We start from the raw sequence: 20,229 nt of genomic DNA, 5'->3' as shown, positions 1-20,229 counted from the left end.
CGGCGCCTCCGGCGGCGCTACTCGACCGGCGTGTTGATCGCTCACAGGTGCTTCACCCCTTCGCTCTTCGTGTAGTACACGGCGTGCCGGTAGTTCTTGCCCGCAGGGCTCTCGAAGAAGGCGCCCTTCGCGTCGGGGTCGCTCGTCGTGATCGCATCCGCGGGCACGACCCAGATCGAGACGCCCTCGTTGCGCCGCGTGTACAGGTCGCGGGCGTTGCGCACGGCCATGTCGGAGTCGGGCGCGTGCAGCGACCCGACGTGCACGTGGCTGAGCCCGCGGTTGGCGCGCACGAAGACCTCCCACAGGGGCCAGGACTCGGTTCCCATCTCGCCGGGGGTGCTCATCGGTTCTCCTTGCTCGCGGTTTCGAGACGCTCGCTGCGCTCGCTCCTCAACCCACTCATGCCGCGCTCTTCAGGGCCTGCTTCCGGGCGTATTCGGCGGCGGCCTCGCGCACCCAGGCGCCGTCCTCATGAGCTTCACGGCGACGACGCAGGCGCTCGGCGTTCGCGGGTCCGCGGCCCGCGAGCACCTCGTTGAACTCGGTCCAGTCGATCTCGCTCATGTCGTACTGCCCGGTCGCGTCGTTGAACCGCAGGTTCGGGTCGGGGAGCGTGACGCCGAGCACCTCGGCCTGCGGCACGAGCATGCCGACGAAGCGCTGGCGCAGGTCGTCGTTCGAGAAGCGCTTGATGTTCCACGCCATCGACTGCGCCGAGTTCGGCGACTGGTCGTCGGGCGGGCCGAACATCATGAGGCTCGGCCAGTACCAACGGTCCACGGCGCCCTGCGCCATCTCGCGCTGCGCCTCGGTGCCCTGCATGAGCTCGAGCAGGATCTCGAAGCCCTGCCGCTGGTGGAACGACTCCTCCTTGCAGATGCGCACCATCGCCCGGCCGTAGGGCCCGTACGAGGCACGGCACAGCGGCACCTGGTTGCAGATCGCGGCGCCGTCGACGAGCCAGCCGATGGCACCCATGTCGGCCCACGTGGGCGTCGTGTAGTTGAAGATCGAGGAGTAGCGGGCGCGGCCCTCGATGAGCTGGAGCATCATCTCCTCGCGCGTGATGCCGAGCGTCTGCGCCGCCGAGTAGAGGTAGAGCCCGTGGCCCGCCTCGTCTTGCACCTTGGCCATGAGGATGGCCTTGCGCTTGAGGCTCGGCGCGCGGGTGATCCAGTTCGACTCGGGCTGCATGCCGATGATCTCGGAGTGCGCGTGCTGGCTGATCTGGCGGATCAGCGTCTTGCGGTAGGCCTCGGGCATCCAGTCTCGAGGTTCGATGCGCGAGTCCTTGGCGATGAGGTCGTCGAACAGCGCCTGGGCCGCCTCGTCGCCGGACTGCTCGCCGCGGGCCGCACCGGCCACGCTGAGGTCTGCGGGTGAGGTCATCGTCGACTCCTGTGGTTCGCGGGATACGGCAGTCGGGACATCCGACATTACTAACCGATCGTTCAGTTAGTATATGCTCATTCCGAGTGCTGCAGCAACGGTGCTGTACTCGATGAGGAGCTTCGATGACTGATCCTGCGACCGACGCCGCGACGGCCGACCGCGAGTTGCCCTCGACGCGCCCCATGATGGATCGCGACCGCGCCTCGGCCGCGCTCGGCATGGTCGTCGAACGCGACGAGCCCGGCATCGCCGTCGTCTCGATGCGCGTGCGCGACGAGATGACGAACGGCTTCCACATCACGCACGGCGGGCTCGTGTTCGCCCTCGCCGACACGGCCTTCGCGATCGCCTGCAATGAAGACGACAACGTCACCGTCGCGGCAGGTGCCGACATCACCTTCCTCAAGTCCACGGTCGCCGGCCAGACCCTCACTGCGACTGCGGTTCGCCGCACACGAAGCGGCCGCACCGGACTCTACGACGTCACGGTGGTCGACGACGGCGGCGACGTGGTCGCCGAGTTCCGCGGCCGATCCCTCACCACCAACCGCACCACCTCCAGGCCGGTCGGCTGACGAGCTCATCGAGCGCATCGAGACCGTCCACCGCACACCACAGGAGCACCCGTGTCGACGAAGACCACCTCCCACGGCACCGCGTCGGGCCTCGCACCGGCCGCCTTCGACCAGCTCGACCCGGAAGAGCGGATGACCCGCGCCGAGGTCGAGGCGCTCCAGCTCGAGCGTCTCCAGCAGACCGTGCAGCACGCCTACGACAACGTGCCGCTCTACACCAGGAAGTTCGACGACGCGGGCGTGCACCCCCGCGACATCCGCTCGCTCGGCGACGTCGTGAGGCTCCCCTTCACGACGAAGAACGACCTGCGCGAGACCTACCCGTTCGGCATGTTCGCCGTGCCCATGGAGCAGGTCGCACGCATCCACGCCTCGAGCGGTACGACCGGGCGCCCGACCGTCGTCGGCTACACGAAGGGCGACTTGGAGCGGTGGGCGGCGCTCGTCGCCCGCTCGCTGCGGGCGAGCGGAATCCGCCGCGGGATGAAGGTGCACAACGCCTACGGCTACGGCCTGTTCACGGGTGGCCTTGGCGCGCACGCCGGCATCGAGGCGCTCGGCGCCACCGTCATCCCGATGTCGGGCGGGCAGACCGCGCGCCAGGTGCAGCTCATCCGCGACTTCGAGCCCGACGCCATCCTGTGCACGCCGAGCTACCTGCTCACGATCGCCGACGCCATGGTCGATCAGGGCATCGACCCGCGCTCGACCTCGCTGAAGGTGGCGGTGCTCGGCGCTGAGCCGTGGACGAACGAGATGCGGCACGAGCTCGAACAGCGCCTCGGCCTCGACGCGCTCGACATCTACGGCCTCAGCGAAGTCATGGGCCCCGGCGTCGGCAACGAATGCCTCGAGACGAAGGACGGCCCGCACATCTGGGAGGACCACTTCCTGCCCGAGATCATCGACGGCGACACCGGCGCGGTGCTCGCCGACGGCGAGATGGGCGAACTCGTGTTCACGTCGCTCACGAAAGAAGCGTTCCCGGTCATCCGATACCGCACGCGCGACCTCACGCGGCTGCTGCCGGGCACCGCGCGCCCCGGAATGCGTCGCATCGAGAAGATCACCGGCCGCAACGACGACATGATCATCCTGCGCGGCGTCAACCTCTTCCCGACCCAGATCGAAGAGCTCGTGCTCGGCATCGAGCAGCTCACGCCGTACTTCATCCTCGAGCTCTCGAAGGAGGGCCGGATGGACGCGCTGAAGGTGCGCATCGAGCGCCACCCCGACCTCTCGCGCGAGACCTGCGAGGCGGCCGCCGTCGTGCTCGCCGAGCGCATCAAGGTGCACGTCGGCTCGACGGTCGCCGTGCAGCTCGAAGAGCCCGGCACACTGCCTCGCAGCGAAGGCAAGTACAAGCGTGTCTACGACCTGCGCTCGCAGTGAGCGGATGCCACCGCCGCGGGTGTGCCGTGGCGACGGGCGTGCGCAGCGACCGGGGCGACGACGAAGCACGAGGCGCCGCCCGGGATCACTCCCGGACGGCGCCTCACCCTCTCAGGTGTCGGGGCTACCGGTCCGTCCCTCAGCGGGGCGGACCGGCAGCCTGGCTCAGTACCGCAGCTCGGCGAGGTTGCCGAGGCTGTTGCACGCCGAGGTGACCCCGTCCGGTCGGGGGCTGTCGTTCTCCACGTGCCCGTATTCGACGCCGCCGAGCGAGGCGTTCGCGAAGATCTCGGCGAAGTCGATCGTGCCCTCGCCCACGTCGCTGAAGGACCCGTCAGCGGCGCGGTCCTTCAGGTGCAGCAGCTCGAACCGGCCGGGGTAGGTCTGGAACAGCTCGACCGGGTCGGCCCCCCCGCTTACCGCCCAGTAGACGTCGAGCTCCATCGCGACCAGCTCGGGGTCCGTCTCGCGGACGAGGACTTCGTAGCCGGTGACCCCGTTCTCCTGGGCCCGGAACTCGGTCGCGTGGTTGTGGACGGCGACTTTGATGCCGTAGGGCGCCAGCTGCGCGCCGACCTCATTGAGGAACGCGGCCTCGCGGGAGAAGTCCGCAAGGGTCCAGTTGCCCCCGGGGGAGAAGCGGACGTACTCGGCGCCGTACGCCTGCGCGTCGGAAATGACGCCGGCCAGGTTGGTCTTGAGGTCGTTCAGGCTGATGCCGATGGACGGCACGTCGATCCCGACCGAGCTCGCCAGCTTCGCGAGCGTCTCTGCGGTGTTCCCGTGGTACCGCCCGACAGCCCCCGACATCTCGACGTTCTGGTAGCCGCAGCTCGCGAGGCCGGTGATGGTTCCCGCGGGGTCGGCCTGCATCTGGGTGCGGGTGGTGAAGGACGCGAGCCCGATCTTGCTCAGGTCGACCGAGCGCGTCCCGGTCACCGGGTGCGGCTTGCCCACCTCTGAGGCGGCCGCCGCACTGACGATGTCGGACTTCTCGGCGTTGGTGAGCACGCCCTCGCGGTTGAGCTCGTTGGTGACCCGGTTCACCGTGCTGAGGAACGTGCCGTGGTTCGCGAACGGGGCGCCCGCCATCACCTCGTCCATGATGGTGCAACCGTCGCCGGTGTCGTAGTTTGCGACACCGGAGGCTGCGCTGCCGGCGCCGAAGAAGACCGACGAGCTTGCCGAGTAGCCGTAGGCGCACGCGTCGGATTCCACCGCCACGGCCCCTGCAGGGACCAGCGGGATGGCGAGAGCGCCGATGGCGGCGGCTGCGAGAAGCCACCACCTCTTGCGCGTGGCGGTGCGTGCGGACATGTTGCGCTCCATGAGGTTGCCTCTCCGTCGAGGGGATTGGGATTGAACTGGCACAGACAGCGTGTGAGCGCCTCGATCAGGCGGTCAATGGGTTGCCGCGGGTTGCACGCAAGGGGTGGATGAAACGGTCGTAATGCGGTTAGCATGGCCACTCGATTGCGCAATCGGTTGCCTTCCGTTGCCGCGAACCGCCATGTCTCATGAGGCCGGGAGGTCGGATCAGTTGGAACCCCACAAGCACGACCGTACGATTCGCAGCATGCACTCCGACGATGAAGTCACCAGGGAGGATGCTCGGCGATCACCGACGATCTACGATGTCGCGGCTGCGGCCGGTGTGGCCTCGTCGACGGTCTCGCGTGCATTCTCCCGGCCCGGCCGGGTCCGAGCCGAGACGGCCGCACGAATCCATGAGGTCGCCCGCGAACTCGGCTATCGAACGAATCCGCTCGCGCGCGCGCTCCCGACCGGCCGAACCGCGCTGCTGGCACTGGTCGTCGCCGATCTGACGAATCCGTTCTTCTTCAAGATCATCCGCGGCGCGGAGAAGGCCGCATTGGAAGCGGGCTACACGCTCCTCGTCACCGACGTGCAGGAATCCGCGGAATCGGAGCGTCGTGCCCTCGATCGAGTCCTCCCCCTCGTCGAGGGGCTCGTCCTCGGGACGTCGCGGATGTCCGACACGGCCATCAGGATGGTGGCGAAGCAGCGCCCGACGGTCGTGCTCAACCGAGTCCTCTCCGACGTCCCGAGCATCGTGACCGACAACGCGCGGGGAATGCGCACGGTGGTCGAGCATCTCCATGGGCTCGACCACAAGATCCTCACCTACATCGCGGGGCCCGAAGCATCGTGGGCCGACGGCATGCGCTGGCGCGCGATGCGGGAGGTCGCGAGCGAGTACGGCCTGCGTGCACGCCGGATCGGCCCATTCGCCCCGACGGTCGCCGGCGGCCGCGCAGCGGCTCACGTGTTCGCGCAGCAGCGGACCACGGCCGCCGTCGCCTTCAACGACCTGATCGCGATCGGCATGATGCACGAGATCATGCGCATGGGCGGCCAGGTGCCCCGGGATGTGAGCATCGTGGGCTTCGACGACATCTTCGGCGCCGATTTCTGCGTCCCGCCGCTCACGACCGTCGCGTCGCCGCTGACCGACCTCGGTTGGCATGCCGTGCGCATGCTCACGGATCGGCTGAAGTCAGGGGCACCCGCCACGGCGGCAGCGGCGCGAACCCACCGGGTCAGGCCCGCGCTCCTTCCCGCCACCCTCGAGGTTCGCGACTCGACCCGGGAGCGTCGCGCGAGGCGTCCTGCGCTCTGGAGGTCCGACAAGGACCGGCTCGACACACTCGTCGGCTGACCCGACCCGTCTGGCGGCGGCTCCTCGGACACACAGTGGGCGCGCTGCGTGCACCGCCGTGCCCGCGTGCGCCGAGCCGACGCGCCGAGCCTTGCGGCAACCCGCGGCAACCGATTGCTCAGCGAAGTTCCATCGATCACACTCGGTGCAGCGATCCCCACCCGCATCGCAGGCAAGGCTCAGAGAGGAGCAGACCATGGCAGCGCCGCAGCAGACAGCACCAGGGCGAGCAGGTTCACCACAGGCGCAGGACGGCGCCTCCACCACCGCGATCGAGGCACTCGAGCGGCGCGGCAACCAGAGCAAGGCGCGCAAGTCCGCCCTCGCCCTGCTGTCGGCGAGCTGGCGGCCGGCGCTCGTGCTGGCGGGCCTGTTCGGGGTCTGGTGGCTGGTCACTGCCCTGGGGCTCGTACCGGCCTATCTGATTCCGTCACCCGCGGCCGTGTGGGACGTGTTCGTGGCCGAATGGCCGCAACTGCTCCAGCACACCATGGTCACGCTCCAAGAGACCGTCGTGGGCTTCGTGCTCGCCGCGATCCTGGGTGTCGTGACCGCCGTGATCATGGTGTACTCGCCGACTGCCGAGAAGTCGATCTACCCGTTGATCCTCTTCGCCCAGGTCATTCCGAAGATCGCCATCGCACCGATCCTCGTCGTGTGGTTCGGCTTCGGCATGGCTCCCAAGATCATCCTCGCCGTACTCATCGCCTTCTTCCCGGTCGTCGTTTCGGCCGTGGCAGGGCTTCGATCGGTAGACCCCGAACTCCTGGAGCTCTCGTCGACGATGGGAGCATCGCGCTGGAAGACCTTCCGCAAGATCCGATTCCCCACCTCGCTTCCGCACCTGATGTCGGGCCTGAAGGTGGCCGTCACCCTCGCCGTGACCGGTGCGGTGGTCGGTGAGTTCGTCGGCGCCGACCAAGGTCTCGGCTTCGTGCTGCTCCTCGCGAGCGGCAACCTCAACGCCCCCCTCCTGTTCGCCGTGCTCATCCTGATGTCGATCATCGGCATCGTGCTGTTCCTGCTCGTCGAACTCCTCGAACGCATCGTCATCCCCTGGCATGCGAGCCGGCGGAACAACCTCGTTCTCGCCGGTGGGTGACCCGGATCACCCTTCGTCCACCTGAAACCCACCACCGATCAACGGACAAATGCAGAGAGGCACTGTCATGAAGAACATCGCAAAGGCGATCGCCCCACTCGCGCTCGTCGCACTGGTAGCCACCGGCTGCGCGAGCGGCAACGCGAGCGAACCGCAGGCGGATGACGCGTCGAACGGACCCGGTGAGGTCGTCGACGTCACGCTGACGCTCAACTGGGTACCGTACGGCGAGCACGCTCCCTTCTACTACGGCGTGCAGGAGGGCTTCTTCGAAGACGAGGGCATCAACCTCACGATCCAGCCGGGCAACGGCTCCGGCAACACCATCCAGCAGGTCGCACAGGGAAACACCGACTTCGGCTGGGCCGATACCGCACCCCTGTTGAAGGGCATCGCCACCGGAATGCCGGTCAAGAGCGTGGGGGTCTATCTCCAGGACGGCCCAAGTTCGGTGCAGTTCTTCGCCGACCAGGGCATCTCCGAACCGTCCGACCTCGTCGGCAAGACCGTCGGCGGTACGCCTGGCGACGCGATGTACGGCACCTTCCCCGCCTGGCTCGAGCTGAACGGGGTCGACCCGGCCGACGTGACGGTCGTCAACGTCGACGCTTCTGGCAAGATCGCCGCCCTGATCGAGGGGCGCGTCGATGCGATCCAGGGCTTCTTCCACGACCAGTCGCCGACGATCACCGGGCAGACCGACAAGGAGATGGACAGCCTCAGGTTCGGCGATTTCGGCATGAACATCCTCGGGACCGGCCTGCTGACGCACAATGACACCATCGCCGAGGACCCCGAACTCGTCGCGGCCATGATGCGAGCGCTGGCGAAGTCGTTCACCGAAGCCCAGGCCGACCCCGAGGCTGCCGCCGCCGCCATGTTCCTGCTGGCCGAGCAGTCACCCGCGAGAGATGTCCTGATCGCACAGCAGGAGCTGACGTTCGGCCTGCTGGGCGACGGCACACCGGGCGTGAACACCGAGGAGCAGTGGACCGAGACGATCGAAGCCCTCAAGGAGAACACCGACTTCGCCGGCGAGGTCGACGTGCCGCTGTACTGGGCGTCGGACTTCGGAGCCGAATGATGATCGGCGCATCCGTGCTCGACCGGGAACCGGACGCGCACACCACCACGTCGCCCATCATCGAGGTCGAAGGCCTCACGCGCCGGTTCAGGTCCAAGCGCTCCGAGACCGTCGCGCTGCACGACGTCTCGCTGTCGGTGAACCAGGGCGAGTTCGTGACGATCGCCGGGCCGAGCGGCTGCGGCAAGTCGACGATGCTGAAGATCATCGCGGGGCTCGTGCCCGCCTCGGAGGGTTCCGTGAGCATCATGGGCGAGCCCGTGCGGGGCCCTCAGAAGCAGATCGGGTTCGCGTTCCAGCGGTCCGCCCTCCTCGAATGGCGAGGTGTGCGGAAGAACATCCTCCTCCAGGCCGAGATGCGGGGGATGGATCGCAAGCACGCGGCAGCCCGTGCCGACGAGCTCATCGAACTCACCGGACTCACGGGATTCGAACGGGCTCTGCCGCACGAGCTCTCGGGTGGCATGCAGCAGCGGGTCGCACTGTGCCGCGCGCTCCTGCACGAGCCGCGCATCCTGCTCATGGATGAACCGTTCGGTGCGCTCGACGCCCTGACCCGCGAGCAGATGAACGTCGAGATGAACCGCATCTGGCGTGAGACGGGAACGACGATCCTGCTCGTGACGCACTCGGTCGCCGAGGCCGTCTACCTGGGGAACCGAATCGTCGTGATGAGTCCTCGCCCCGGTCAGATCGTCGAGACGCTCGAACCGGGTCTGCCCGCCGAGCGCGAGTATGGACCCACGATGCAGGATCCGCGGTTCGCAGCAGCATCCGAGCGGATCCGAATCCTCTTGGGTGCGAGCCAGTCACACGACTGAGCAACGAGGCCGGATCCCCCCATCGAGGGGGTCCGGCCTCCGTGTGCCAGCGCGAAGCCGTCGTCCGTCGTGAGCGGACGACGGCCCGCGTGAATGATCAATCGGACGAATGCGAGTAGACATGTGGAAGTTGTCGGGGATCGCCGACGAGATCTCTGACGATCTCGTCGAGCAGTTCCGAGTCAGCCGGAGCCTCGGGTTGAGCTACGTAGAGCTCCGCAGCGCGTGGAACACCAACGTCCTCGACCTGAGCCACGACCAGCTCGCCGTCGTGCGATCCCAGCTGAAGCGTCACGGCCTGCGAGTGTCGAGCGTCGCGTCTCCGGTCGGGAAGATCTCGATCACCGACGAGATGGCGCCGGAGCTCGATCGCCTGCGTCGGGCGATCCACGTCGCGGAGTACCTCGACGCTCCCTACATCCGCATCTTCTCGTTCTCCCTTCCCGACGGATGCGACCCGGCGACGCATCGAGACGAGGTGATCACCCGGATGAAGGCGTTCGCCGAGGTCGGTGAGCAATCGGGAGTCGTCCTCCTGCATGAGAACGACAAGGGTCTCTACGGTGCGACCCCCGAGCGGTGCCTCGACATCATCGAATCGGTGAGGTCGGCCTTCCTCGCCCTCGCTTGGGATTCGGCGAACTTCGTTCGCGTCGGGCTGCGACCGTTCGACGACGGCTACGTGATGCTTCGCCCATATCTCGCCTACGTGCAGATCAAGGACGCCATCTTCGAATCCGGAACGGCCGTGCCGGCCGGTCGTGGTGACGGCCAGTTGCCCGAAACCGTCCGCGCCTTGAGCGACGACGGCTACGACGGCTTCCTGTCGCTCGAGCCGCACCTCGGCACGGCGTACCAGCTCGGAGGCCTCTCCGATCCCGAGCTCTTCGCGGTCGCGCACGGCGCTCTCAGGTCGCTCCTCGAGTCGGAAGGAATCTCGTACCGATGAGTCGTGAAGGTGGCAGCAACGGCAGCAACGGCCGCTCCCCCGAGCGGATCGGAATCGGCCTCATCGGCATGGGCAACATCGCCATCATGCACCTGCGTGCACTGAGCGAACTGCGACCGCACGTCGACGTGGTGGCGTACTCCGGAGGAACGGTGGAGCGCGCAACGGATGCCCTCGCCGAAACCGGCTGGGCACACACTGTTCGGCGATCGCCGAGCGAGCTGCTCCTCGACCCGGCGGTCGACGTCGTGGTGGTCTGCGCGCCGAGCGGCCACCACGGGGAGTTGACGATCCGCGCCCTCGAAGCGGGGAAGCACGTGGTCGTCGAGAAGCCGATGGCGACGTCGCTGCATGAGGCTCGAGCGATCGTCAGGCTCGCGGAGCTCACCGGGCTGGCGGTCTCGGTGATCTCGCAGCGCCGGTTCGAGCCGGAGTATCAACACCTGAAGCGCCTGCTCGACGCCGGCGAGCTCGGGCGGGTGCTGATCGCATCCGCGCACGTGCACTGGTACCGCGATGCGGGGTACTACGAAGCCGCCGCCTGGCGGAACTCCATGTCCGCAGGCGGCGGGTCCCTGATGAACCAGGGCGTTCACAGCGTCGACCTCATGCAGTGGCTCTGCGGGCCTGCCGCCACGGTCACCGCCCAGCTCGGAAACCTCGCTCGGGTGATGGATGCCGAAGACACCACGGTTGCGACCGTGGGGTTCGAGTCGGGTGCGCTCGGCATGATCAGCACGTCGACGGCGACCCGGCCAGGGGATCCGGCCACCATCAGCATTCATCTCAGTTCCGGCGTCGTCGAGCTCGGCCAGGGGGCGGTGCTGCGCTGGGATGTCGATGCGGCACCGCCGAAGTCGGCCGGTTCGATCGCCAGCGGAGCGTCAGACCCCCTGATGATCGGACACACCGGCCATCTTCGGCAGTGGGGGGACATCGTGCGAGCCATCGACGAGTCCCGGCCGCCCACGATCGACAGCGTCGAGGGACTGCGCACGGTTCGCCTGGTCAACGGGATCTACGAGGCCGCGCGGTCGCGACGTCAGGTCGACCTGGGACGCCTCTGATCGGACGGCGCCGCGGCACCCATCACCGGAATGCCCCTGATGCGCGCAGCTCGCCGGCCTGCAGCACGCTCCACGGGCTCAGCGCGAACGGAACGGCATCGGTGGCGCTGAGGAAGTCGGCGACGCTCGTCCAGCGCCACTCCATGACCTCGTCGGGCTCGGGTCGCGGGTCGGATCGCACCTGCGCGAAGTACACCGGGCACACCTCGTTCTCGACGATGCCGTCGGGGGCGACCGCGCGATAGCGGAACTCGGGCAGCACGAGCCGCAGCGACTCGACCTCGACGCCGAGCTCGAACCGCACCCGTCGTCGGATCGCGTCCTCGATGCCCTCGCCTGGGGCCGGATGGCCGCAGCACGAGTTCGTCCACACCCCGGGCCACGTGCGCTTGTCGAGGGAGCGGCGCGTGAGGAGCATCCGCCCCTCGGAATCGAACGCGTAGCACGAGAACGCGAGGTGCAGGGGGGTGTCGGTCGAGTGCACGCGCGACTTGTCCATCGTGCCGATCGGCGTGCCGTCGGGGTCGAGCAGCACGACCTGTTCGTCGGCGAGTGTCGCACTCATCGCGCGTACGCCGCGTCGTCGCGCGAGGGCGCCTCGATGCCGGCCGCCTGCAGCACGAGGTCGCGCACCCGCGCGGCGGGCACCGACTCGCCCACCGACTGCCAGAACGCGAGGTCGGGGTCGGAGCACAGCAGCAGCGGGGCGTCGTCGACCGCTCCGGGCAGGCGCCCGTGGGTGCCGCGAACCCACGACGGATCGAGCGGCACGACGTTCATCGCGTAGCGCAACCCGACCTTCTTCTTCAGCAGGCCGAGGCCGGCCTTCGCTTTCGCGAACCGGTCGGACGGGTCGAGGAACAGCTCGGCCGGGTCGTAGCCGGGCTTCCGGTGGATGTCGACGCCGCGGGCGAACTCGGGCGCGCGATCGTCGTCGAGCCAGTAGTAGTAGGTGAACCAGGCGCCCGGCTCGGCGATGACGACGAGTTCGCCCGATCGTTCGTGGTCGAGGCCGTAGCGTGCCTGCTGCTCGCGGTCGAGCACCTCGTCGACGCCGGGCAGCGCCTCGAGCACCTCGCGCGTGCGCGTGAGGTCGGCCGGGTCGGCGACGTACACGTGCGCGACCTGGTGGTCGGCCACCGCGAACGCTCGCGAGGTCCACGGGTCGAGCTGCTCGCGCCCGTCCTGCGTGTAGACCTCGAGCAGTCCCTCGCGGCGAAGCGTGCGATTGATGTCGACCGGCAGGTTCGCCGTCTCGATACCGTATTCGGCGACCGCGATCACGGTGACCCCGGCGGCGGCCGCATCGTCGAGCAGCGGCGCGAGCGCCGTGTCGAGCTCGGTGGCGGCCCGATCGGCGGCGGGTGACTCGGGCCCGAAGCGCTGCAGGTCGTAGTCGAGGTGCGGCAGGTAGGCCATGACGAGGTCGGAGCCCTGCTCGCGCATGATCCTGCGGGTCGCCTCGATGATCCAGCGGCTCGACGTGATCGAGGCGGTCGGTCCCCAGTACTGGAAGAGCGGGAACTCGCCGAGCGCGCCCGTGAGCTCGTCGTGCAGCGCCGGGGGGCGCACGTAGGCGTCGGGCGACTTGCGGCCGTCGGCGTGGTAGATCGGGCGAGGGGTCACGGTGATGTCGGTGCTCGCGCCCATCGCGTACCACCAGCCGATGTTCGCGGCGGTGAAGCCGGGCTGCGCGCGCCGCGCCGTCTCCCATACCTTCTCGCCCTGCACGAGGGCGTTGTGCTGACGCCAGAGGTGCACCTCGCCCACGTCGCGGAAGTACCAGCCGTTGCCGACGATGCCGTGCTGCGCGGGCGCGAGTCCCGTGAGCATCGTCGACTGCACGCTGCACGTGACGGCCGGGAGCACCGTGTCGAGCCGGGCGCGGGCACCCGACGCCGCGAGCGCCTGCAGGCGGGGCATGTGCGCGAGGGTGCGCGGGGTCAGCCCGACGACGTCGAGCAGCAGGGTCGAGGTCATCACGCCACCTCCGCGGGTTCGGATGTCGCAGCCACGGATGCCGCGGATTCGGATGTCGCAGGCACCGATGCCGCGAGCACAGGTTCGGGCACGGGACCGGCCGCCGCGTCGAGCAGGTGCTCGGACGCCCAGCGGAGCTCGCCCGCGATGCCCGCGACGAGGTCGTCGACGGGTTCGGGCAGCACGCTCCAGGTGTAGGTCTCGACGTCGAGGTGGGCCTCGTCGCCATGGGGCAGCTCGCGGACGGCGTCGAGGGCGGCGGTCAGCACCTCGGTCGTCGCGGTGATCGGCGCTCGAGGCGCGAGGTGCAGGGGCACGTGGAAGTGCACCCGCCACGGGCCATCCGTCGGCAGCGTCTCGAGCGCCTCGGGAAGGTCGTCGGCAGCGCTGACGGAGCCGTCGGGGCGCAACGCCCGCGTCTGGTGCAGGTAGCGCTGCTCGACGAACGCGGCCACCGCATCGCGGCTCGCCGGGTCTGCCGGGTGCTCGACGTGCAGCGCCGCCGATGCCTGTACCTTGACGACGCGCAGGCCCGCCGCGCCGATGCGTCGAACCGCGGCCACCGGGTCGGCGAACGAGACGGCGAGATGGCAGGTGTCGAGGCAGACGCCGACGAACTCGGGATCGATGCGGTCGACGCCGACCGCAGCATCCGCGCCGTCCGCGACGCGTGGTTCGAGCCATCCGACCACGTCCGCGACCGTGTCGAGCACGCAACCCGGCTCGGGCTCGATCGCCAGCCGCACCGTGCGGCCGGTCGCGTCGCGCAGCGCACGCAGCCGGCGCGCGACAGCGGCGAGCGCTTCGGTCGCCAGCCGGTCGTCGTCGGCCGTCCACGGCTCGCGCCACCCGAGCGGCAGCGTCGAGATGCTGCCGGCCCCGCCCTCGGGCAGCAGGTCGGCGAGCACCGCCGCGCAGTCGAGCGTGTGCTGCGCTCGAAGGGGGTCGGTCCAGTCGGGGCGGTAGACGTCGAGCTTCACGACCTCGGCGTGGAAGGCGCGGTAGGGGAAGGCGTTGATCGTGCGCAGCGTGAGCCCGTTGGCGTCGAGGCGCTCGCGCAGGCGCTGCCGGTCGTCGGCGTTCGCCGCGAGGCGCGCCGCGAGGTCGGCGGGCAGCCAGAGCCCCACGCCGAGTTCGTCGAGGCCCGCCGCGCGGCGCACCGGACCGGCGAACGCGTCGAGCTGGGCGAGCACCCCGTCGAGGTCCTCGGCGGGGTGCACGTTGGTGCAGTACGAGAGGAGCATCAGACTCGGGCTCCGCGCAGCACCGAGTTGCCCTCGAACGTGACCCCTGCGGCCGGCGGCTCGTGTTCGGCGAACCCCGGCACGGGGTCGAGGTGCAGCCGGCCGCTCTGCCCGTAGAAGGCGACGGGGTTCTGCCAGAGCACGACGTCGACGTCGTCTTCGGTGAAACCCGCCTCGAGCATCGCCCGCGCGGTCTTGCGGGTCTTCAGCGGGTCGGAGTTGCCCCAGTCGGCGGCCGAGTTCACGAGCACGCGCTCGGTGCCGAACTCCTGCAGGATCGCGACCATGCGCCGCTCGTCCATCTTGGTGTCGGGGTAGATCGAGAAGCCCATCCAGCAGCCGCTGTCGGCGACCGCGGCGACCGTCGTCTCGTTGAGGTGGTCGACCACGACGCGCTCGGGGGCGATGCCCGACTCACGCACGACGTCGAGGGTGCGCACCGTGCCCGCGGCCTTGTCGCGGTGCGGCGTGTGCACCATCGCCGGGAGCTCGAACGTGACGGCCAGGGCGATCTGCGCCGCGAAGACCTCATCCTCTTCGGCCGTCATCGAGTCGTAGCCGAGTTCGCCGACCGCGACGACGCCGTCTTTCGCGAGGTATCGCGGCAGCACGTCGAGCACCTCGCGACAACGGGCGTCGTTGGCCTCCTTCGGGTTGAGGCCGATCGTGCAGTGGTGGCGGATGCCGTACTGCGCCGCGCGGAACCGCTCCCAGCCGATCAGCGCGTCGAAGTAGTCGACGAAACTGCCCACGTTCGTGCGCGGCTGGCCGAGCCAGAACGACGGCTCGACCACGGCGCGAACGCCCGCCTCGTACATCGCGCGGTAGTCGTCGGTCGTGCGCGCGCTCATGTGGATGTGGGGGTCGAAGATTCGCATGGTCAGCCTCCCGGCGTCGGGGTCGTGGTGGTGGAGTGGGCGAGCCGCGTCATGTCGTCGTTGATCTCGCGGCCGGCGGCCCGGCGTTCGGCGACGAGCCCGGCGGCCATGCGGGCCAGCTCGTCGTCGGCACGGTCGTCGAGTCGTGCGACGACGTCGACGGGGATGCCCATGAAGAGCGCCTTCAGCACGCCGTGCCGCCACGCGTGGTCGTCGAGGTGGGCGCCGGCGAAGTCGCCGAGCGCCGCGGCGACGAGCCGGGTGTCGTTGGTGCGCAGGGCGTCGGCGACGAGTTCGAGCCCGGTGCTGACGACCGCCTGCGGCTGCTCGGGCGCGGCGTTCAGCCCGCGCAGCACGCCACGCCGCTCGGCGTCGTCGCCGTAGCGGTAGAGCTCGCCGAGCGCTGCCGCCGCGCCGTCGGGGGGCAGCGCGGCGAGCAGTGCGCCCACGAGCTGCTCGCGGGCGAGGTCGTCGGCCGTGCCGTGCCGAAGCCCGAGCGGGTCGGCCGCCGCATCGACCGGCTCGCGCCCGACCGCGCGCCCGGCGGCCGGGAAGAGCACCGCGATGCGTTGCGGCTCCGCGGCGATGTCGGTCACGGCGTTCGCCGTCCAGGGATGTGTCATCGTTCCTCCCAAGCCGTGCGCAGCGCACGCATGCTGCGCGTGGCGGCGCCCGGCGCGTCGTGCGAGTGGCGGGGCAGTTCGACCGCTGCCACACCGCGGTATCCGATCTCGTGCAGGGTCGTGAGCGCCGCGACCAGGTCGAGTCGTCCGTTGCCGAGTTCGAGGTGCTCGTGCACCCCCGGCAGCATGTCGTCGACCTGCACGTTGACGAGCAGGTCGCCCGCGCTGCGCAGGGCGCCGACGACGCCGTCGGGCTCGACCGCGACGCAATGACCGAGATCGACGGTGATGCCGAGCGCGTCGGGCGCGCCCAGTTCGTCGCGCAGGCGCAGCGCGTCGGCGACCGTCTCGACGAGCATCCCGGGCTCGGGCTCGAAGCCGAGCACGACCCCCGATGCCTCGGCATGGGCGACGACCTCGCGCATGCGATCGACGAGCAACTGCCAGGCATGGCCTCGCGACATCCCGTCGGGCACGACGCCCGACCACAGCGAGACGCAGTCGGCGCGCAGCACGACGGCGAGGTCGATCGCCCGGCGCAGGAACCGCATGCGCGCCCCGGCGTCGACGTCGACGAGGGTCGGGCGGTGCTTGACGAACGGATCGAGCAGGTATCGCGTGCCGGTCTCGACGACGACGCGCCAGCCGAGGTCGTCGAGCCGCTCACGCAGGCGGGCCGCCTGCTCGAAGGCGTCGTCGGCGAACGGGTCGAGGTGCGGATGACCCAGCGTGAGTGCGATCGCCCCGTAACCGGCCACCTCGAGCACCTCGACGGCGCGGTCGAGCGGGTGATCGGCGAATCCGTTGGTGCCGTATCCGAGCGCGAACCCGGCGCCGGGCAGCGGATGCCGCAGCGCGTCGATCGCGGAGGCCAGGGTGTCGCTCACGTGACATCACCCCGCGATCGCCGCGCCGAGAGTGCGCGGCGGGCGACGTCGACCCCGCCGAGCAGGGCGGCAGCACCGAGTGCGCCCGTGCGGGCGGTGAGGGTCGCCTGCAGCGGCACCATGGCGCCGATTCCGGACCGGGTCGCCGTGCGCACGTTCGCCGCCGAAGGATCGCCGAGGGTCTTCGCCTGGCTCGGCAGGGTCGTCGCGAGGTAGGCGGCCGCGCCGGCCACGGTGGCGAGCACCGAGACGATGCGGCGTGCCCGGCCGGACCCGTTCGGGGCGCGCCCGCGCGTGGTGCCGAGGCCGGCGACGGCCGCGACCGCGGTCGCGCCGGTGATCGCGAGGCCGGCTCGCGCAGTGCGCACCGAGCCGCCGTGCACCTCGCCACGCGACTGGGCGGTGACCCCGGCCGTGTGCAGTGCGACGGTCGCCGCCGCCGGCAGCGCCGCGCGCGCACCCCCGCCGCCCATGAGCACGTCGAGTCCGCGGCATGCCGCCATCGACAGGGGACCGGCCGCCGTGTCCTTCGCGACGGTGTTGTAGAGCACGATCGCGCCCACGAGCGGCGCGGCGACGCCGAGCGACCGGCGACCGCCGCCCGCGGCCGCGAGGCCGACGCCCACCGCCATGCACGCCGACGCGATGCCGAGCGCGCGCCGCGACGAGACCCGCCCCGACGGAATGGGCCGCTCGGGCCGCTCCACGGCGTCGAGCTCGCGATCGGCGTAGTCGTTCAGGGCCATCCCGCCGCTGTACAGGAAGACCGACGCGAGCGGCAGCAGCCACCGACGGGCGCCGAACCGGGCGCCGCCCGCGTGGCCGCCCGCGACGGTGTCGCCGAGCACCGTGAGCGCGGCGGGCGCGCGCACGAGCTCGAGGACGTCGCCGACGGTGGTCATCGCCCGAGCGCCTCGGAACGCCGCGCCGCCGTGGCTGCGGCGACGCCCTCGCCCGTCGCGTGCGCCCAGGCGTAGAGCTCGGCCGCCTGCTTCGAGAAGTCGTGCACGTCGCTGCCCCACGGGTCCTTGAAGAAGAAGCCGAGCTCGGGCACGACCCCGCGCACGCCGGCCTCTTCGGCCAGCGCCAGCAAGCGTGCGATGTCGAGGATCAGCGGTGCCGCGAGCATCGAGTCGTACGCGCTCCAGATGGTCTGCATCGTGATGCGCGACCCGAGGAAGCCCTCGGCGTGGATGTGGTCCCACGCGGTCTTGATGTCGCCGAGGTCGGGCACGTTGTCGATGTGCAGGGGTGCGACCACGTGCTCGCCCACGAGGCTGCGCAGACCGCGGGTCTTCGACGCGAGCTTGCTGCGCACCGCCTCGGGGTCGGCGAGGGTCGCGCCATCGCCGCCGCCGAGAAGGTTCGCCCCCGCCCACGAGTGCACGTGCATGCCGCGCGCGACGAACATCGGCGCGATCGCGGTGCGCAGCAGCGTCTCGCCGGTCTTGCCGTCCTGCCCGGCGAACGCGATGCCGCGCTCGTCGGCGAGCGCGTGGATCGCCGGCAGGGTGAGCCCGGCCGACGGCGTGAAGCACGCGTACGCGCTGCCCGACTCGATCGCGGCGAGGGCGGTGATCGCGCTCGCCGGCAGCGGGGCGCCGTCTGCGTCGGCGAGCACGGCCGCGAGCAGGTCGCGATCATGGAACTCGGGCCGATCGTCGGGGAGCGGCTCGGTCGACGTGACGTCGACGACCACGACCGTGCGCAGACCGTGGCGCTCGCGGAACCCGGAGATGTCGGCAGCGAGCCGGCGCACGGCCTCGGCCTGGGGCCCGTGGTGCCCCGCCGGGTCGTAGCCGGGCCGGATCTCGGCCTCGGCCTGCTCGAGACCCGCCCGCGCCGCCGAAACCAGGCGCGGCGGGATCATGCCCGCTTCGGCGAGTTGGTGCGCGCGCGTGGACAACGGGGTGCTGCTGATGTCGTGGCCGCCGAGCACGAGGTCGGCGAAGCGCGGGAGCGGGACGCCGACGAACTCGTCGCCTGCGGTCGTGCAGCCGGTGGGCGCCGCGAGCTCGTTCGCGATCACATGCAGGCCGACGGCGACCGTCGTGCCGATGGAGCCGCGCGCGCCGACGAGCCAGATGCCGACGCGGTCGTCGGACGGGCGGCTCGGAGCCTGCGCTTCGGTCGGTGGGGTGTCGAGCATGGTCACGTCGTTCCTCCAGGTGTCGTCGTTCATCGCCGCCGCCCTCGCATCGAACGAGCGAGGTCGGCCAGGTAGGTTGCCAGCGGCTCGGGCAGCGCCGTGTCGGCGAGTCGGATGCCCCGGCTCATGTACTCGTCGATCGTGCGCGCGACCGATTCGCGTGCGCCCGTGCGCAGCACGACCTCGCGCACGAGGTCGGCGTCGGCGTCGGTCGCGTCGGGCCGGCCGAGCACGGCGTCGAGCGTCGCACGGTCGGCGAAGCCGGCCCGTGCGTACGCGATGCGGATGTGCTCGGTGCGCTTGCCCTGCCGCACGTCCGAGAGCACCGACTTGCCGGTCGACTCGGTGGCGCCGAAGAGCCCGAGATCGTCGTCGGCGAGTTGGTATGCGATGCCGAGCGCGATGCCCACCTGGGTGAGGTTGCGCAGCGTCGCCTCGGATTCGCAGCCGGCCGCGACCGCGCCGAGGCGCAACGGGAGCACCACGCTGTAGGCGGCGGTCTTCAGTTCGGCGACGCGCAGGGGTGCGGCACGGTCGGGCGTGATCGTCTCGGACTGCACGTCGAGCAGCTCGCCGGCGATGGTGCGCTCGAGCTCGGTCGTCGCCTCGACCGCGAGGCGGTGGCGCACCGAGAGCGGGGCGGGCGCGTCGAGCAGCGCGAGCAGGGCCGCGTTGAGGGCGAGGTCGCCGGCGAGCAGGCCGGCGGCGATCGCCTGGCGCTCGGCCGCGGCGCCGTGGGTGCCCGCCGCGAGCGCGGCGTCGTGCGAGCGGCCGATCAGGTTCGGGGTGCCGTGCCGCACGCGATCGCCGTCGATGAGGTCGTCGTGCATGCAGAGGCCGAGGTGCAGCAGTTGCTGGGCGCCGGCGACGTCGGCGAGCAGCTGCCGATCGGCGCCGCCCATTCCGAGGTACGCCGCCGCGACGAGCCGAGGACGCATGTGCTTGCCGCCGTCGGAGGCCTCGGCGTCGTCGATGAGCCGGGTCACCGCGGGCCCGATGTCGGCGCACCGGGCGCGGACGTTCTGCCAGAGCGCCGAGGTCGCCGCGGCCGCGTGCACCGCGAACGCCTCGACGAGCGTCTCGAGACCATCGGGGCTCGCCGCCCGGGGGGCATTCGCCGACGGAACGGGCTCAGCGACCATCGCGATCGCCGGTTCTGGCTTCATGGTGCTCCTCCGTCGACGATGACTGGGCGATCGGCGCAGAAAGTGGAGCGCTGGAGGCCTCGCAATCGAGGCCGGCTCATCCTTCTGTCACTTCAGGTGGTAAAAGTCACGCTATCTCCGACGTAAGTCCTACGCAAGACCCGGCTCTTACGAGCTGCCATCGGTGTAAGCATCTCGGGCACGTCGGCCCGAGTCGGTGCGGCTGTGAGGCGGTGAGGCGGTGAGGCGGTGGTGAGG

Annotated in this window: 20 protein-coding genes; 8 read left to right on the top strand and 12 right to left on the bottom strand. The window is 70.2% G+C overall.

Annotation, left to right across the window (positions count from 1 at the left end):
* Positions 1-41: 41 nt before the first annotated feature.
* Complete coding sequence (paaB, locus tag LQ757_RS03550; protein ID WP_231045818.1) at positions 42-347, bottom strand: 1,2-phenylacetyl-CoA epoxidase subunit PaaB; 306 nt, start codon at positions 345-347, stop codon at positions 42-44.
* 55 nt (positions 348-402) lie between these two features.
* Positions 403-1,392: a 1,2-phenylacetyl-CoA epoxidase subunit PaaA gene (gene paaA, locus LQ757_RS03545; protein WP_231045817.1), complete on the bottom strand. Its 990-nt coding sequence runs from the start codon at positions 1,390-1,392 to the stop codon at positions 403-405.
* Positions 1,393-1,517: 125 nt separating this feature from the next.
* Here paaA and paaI point away from each other — a divergent pair, with 125 nt between their 5' ends.
* Positions 1,518-1,970 carry a hydroxyphenylacetyl-CoA thioesterase PaaI gene (gene paaI, locus LQ757_RS03540; RefSeq protein ID WP_231045816.1) on the top strand — a complete coding sequence of 151 codons (453 nt, stop codon included), beginning with the start codon at positions 1,518-1,520 and terminating at the stop codon, positions 1,968-1,970.
* A gap of 132 nt (positions 1,971-2,102) precedes the next feature.
* Complete coding sequence (gene paaK / locus LQ757_RS03535) at positions 2,103-3,362, top strand: phenylacetate--CoA ligase PaaK (RefSeq protein WP_231046307.1); 1,260 nt, start codon at positions 2,103-2,105, stop codon at positions 3,360-3,362.
* 165 nt (positions 3,363-3,527) lie between these two features.
* On the opposite strand, the gene LQ757_RS03530 is transcribed toward paaK, so the two are convergent.
* Entirely contained in the window at positions 3,528-4,679 is a 1,152-nt protein-coding gene (locus tag LQ757_RS03530) for a sugar phosphate isomerase/epimerase family protein (protein ID WP_231045815.1), read from the bottom strand.
* A 259-nt stretch (positions 4,680-4,938) separates the two neighbouring features.
* Here LQ757_RS03530 and LQ757_RS03525 point away from each other — a divergent pair, with 259 nt between their 5' ends.
* The 6 genes from LQ757_RS03525 (at position 4,939) to LQ757_RS03500 (ending at position 11,065) form a co-directional block, all read left to right on the top strand.
* Entirely contained in the window at positions 4,939-6,042 is a 1,104-nt protein-coding gene (locus LQ757_RS03525; protein WP_231045814.1) for a LacI family DNA-binding transcriptional regulator, read from the top strand.
* Positions 6,043-6,238: 196 nt separating this feature from the next.
* Positions 6,239-7,144: an ABC transporter permease gene (locus LQ757_RS03520; protein ID WP_231045813.1), complete on the top strand. Its 906-nt coding sequence runs from the start codon at positions 6,239-6,241 to the stop codon at positions 7,142-7,144.
* 67 nt (positions 7,145-7,211) lie between these two features.
* Entirely contained in the window at positions 7,212-8,228 is a 1,017-nt protein-coding gene (locus LQ757_RS03515; RefSeq protein WP_231045812.1) for an ABC transporter substrate-binding protein, read from the top strand.
* Positions 8,228-9,049 (top strand): ABC transporter ATP-binding protein, encoded by an 822-nt coding sequence (locus LQ757_RS03510; RefSeq protein ID WP_231045811.1) that lies wholly within the window; start codon positions 8,228-8,230, stop codon positions 9,047-9,049. The genes LQ757_RS03515 and LQ757_RS03510 overlap by 1 nt, the downstream gene beginning before the upstream one ends.
* A 121-nt stretch (positions 9,050-9,170) precedes the next feature.
* On the top strand, positions 9,171-9,998 hold the full coding sequence (locus LQ757_RS03505; protein WP_231045810.1) for a sugar phosphate isomerase/epimerase family protein: 828 nt from the start codon (positions 9,171-9,173) through the stop codon (positions 9,996-9,998).
* Entirely contained in the window at positions 9,995-11,065 is a 1,071-nt protein-coding gene (locus tag LQ757_RS03500) for a Gfo/Idh/MocA family protein (RefSeq protein ID WP_231045809.1), read from the top strand. Before LQ757_RS03505 ends, LQ757_RS03500 begins: the two co-directional genes overlap by 4 nt.
* A gap of 22 nt (positions 11,066-11,087) precedes the next feature.
* Here the strand turns inward: LQ757_RS03500 and idi are convergent, their stop codons facing one another.
* The 9 genes from idi to LQ757_RS03455 are packed head-to-tail and all read right to left on the bottom strand — an operon-like array spanning position 11,088 to position 19,992.
* Positions 11,088-11,630: an isopentenyl-diphosphate Delta-isomerase gene (gene idi / locus LQ757_RS03495; RefSeq protein ID WP_231045808.1), complete on the bottom strand. Its 543-nt coding sequence runs from the start codon at positions 11,628-11,630 to the stop codon at positions 11,088-11,090.
* On the bottom strand, positions 11,627-13,045 hold the full coding sequence (locus LQ757_RS03490; RefSeq protein ID WP_231045807.1) for an alkaline phosphatase family protein: 1,419 nt from the start codon (positions 13,043-13,045) through the stop codon (positions 11,627-11,629). Before LQ757_RS03490 ends, idi begins: the two co-directional genes overlap by 4 nt.
* Complete coding sequence (eboE, locus tag LQ757_RS03485) at positions 13,045-14,289, bottom strand: metabolite traffic protein EboE (RefSeq protein WP_231045806.1); 1,245 nt, start codon at positions 14,287-14,289, stop codon at positions 13,045-13,047. The genes LQ757_RS03490 and eboE overlap by 1 nt, the downstream gene beginning before the upstream one ends.
* A complete protein-coding gene (locus LQ757_RS03480; RefSeq protein ID WP_231045805.1) occupies positions 14,289-15,167 on the bottom strand; it encodes a TatD family hydrolase in 879 nt (292 codons plus the stop codon). Before LQ757_RS03480 ends, eboE begins: the two co-directional genes overlap by 1 nt.
* 2 nt (positions 15,168-15,169) lie before the next feature.
* Complete coding sequence (locus LQ757_RS03475) at positions 15,170-15,790, bottom strand: EboA domain-containing protein (RefSeq protein WP_231045804.1); 621 nt, start codon at positions 15,788-15,790, stop codon at positions 15,170-15,172.
* A complete protein-coding gene (locus LQ757_RS03470) occupies positions 15,787-16,677 on the bottom strand; it encodes a sugar phosphate isomerase/epimerase family protein (protein ID WP_231045803.1) in 891 nt (296 codons plus the stop codon). Before LQ757_RS03470 ends, LQ757_RS03475 begins: the two co-directional genes overlap by 4 nt.
* Positions 16,674-17,579 (bottom strand): SCO3242 family prenyltransferase, encoded by a 906-nt coding sequence (locus tag LQ757_RS03465; protein WP_231045802.1) that lies wholly within the window; start codon positions 17,577-17,579, stop codon positions 16,674-16,676. The genes LQ757_RS03470 and LQ757_RS03465 overlap by 4 nt, the downstream gene beginning before the upstream one ends.
* Positions 17,576-18,859 carry an inositol-3-phosphate synthase gene (locus tag LQ757_RS03460; RefSeq protein WP_231045801.1) on the bottom strand — a complete coding sequence of 428 codons (1,284 nt, stop codon included), beginning with the start codon at positions 18,857-18,859 and terminating at the stop codon, positions 17,576-17,578. The genes LQ757_RS03465 and LQ757_RS03460 overlap by 4 nt, the downstream gene beginning before the upstream one ends.
* On the bottom strand, positions 18,856-19,992 hold the full coding sequence (locus LQ757_RS03455; RefSeq protein ID WP_231045800.1) for a polyprenyl synthetase family protein: 1,137 nt from the start codon (positions 19,990-19,992) through the stop codon (positions 18,856-18,858). Before LQ757_RS03455 ends, LQ757_RS03460 begins: the two co-directional genes overlap by 4 nt.
* Positions 19,993-20,229: the final 237 nt, after the last annotated feature.

Source organism: Agromyces cavernae (assembly GCF_021044935.1).
GTDB lineage: Bacteria > Actinomycetota > Actinomycetes > Actinomycetales > Microbacteriaceae > Agromyces > Agromyces cavernae.
Note: the sequence above shows the minus strand (reverse complement) of the source record. Positions and strands in the feature narration are given on the sequence as shown.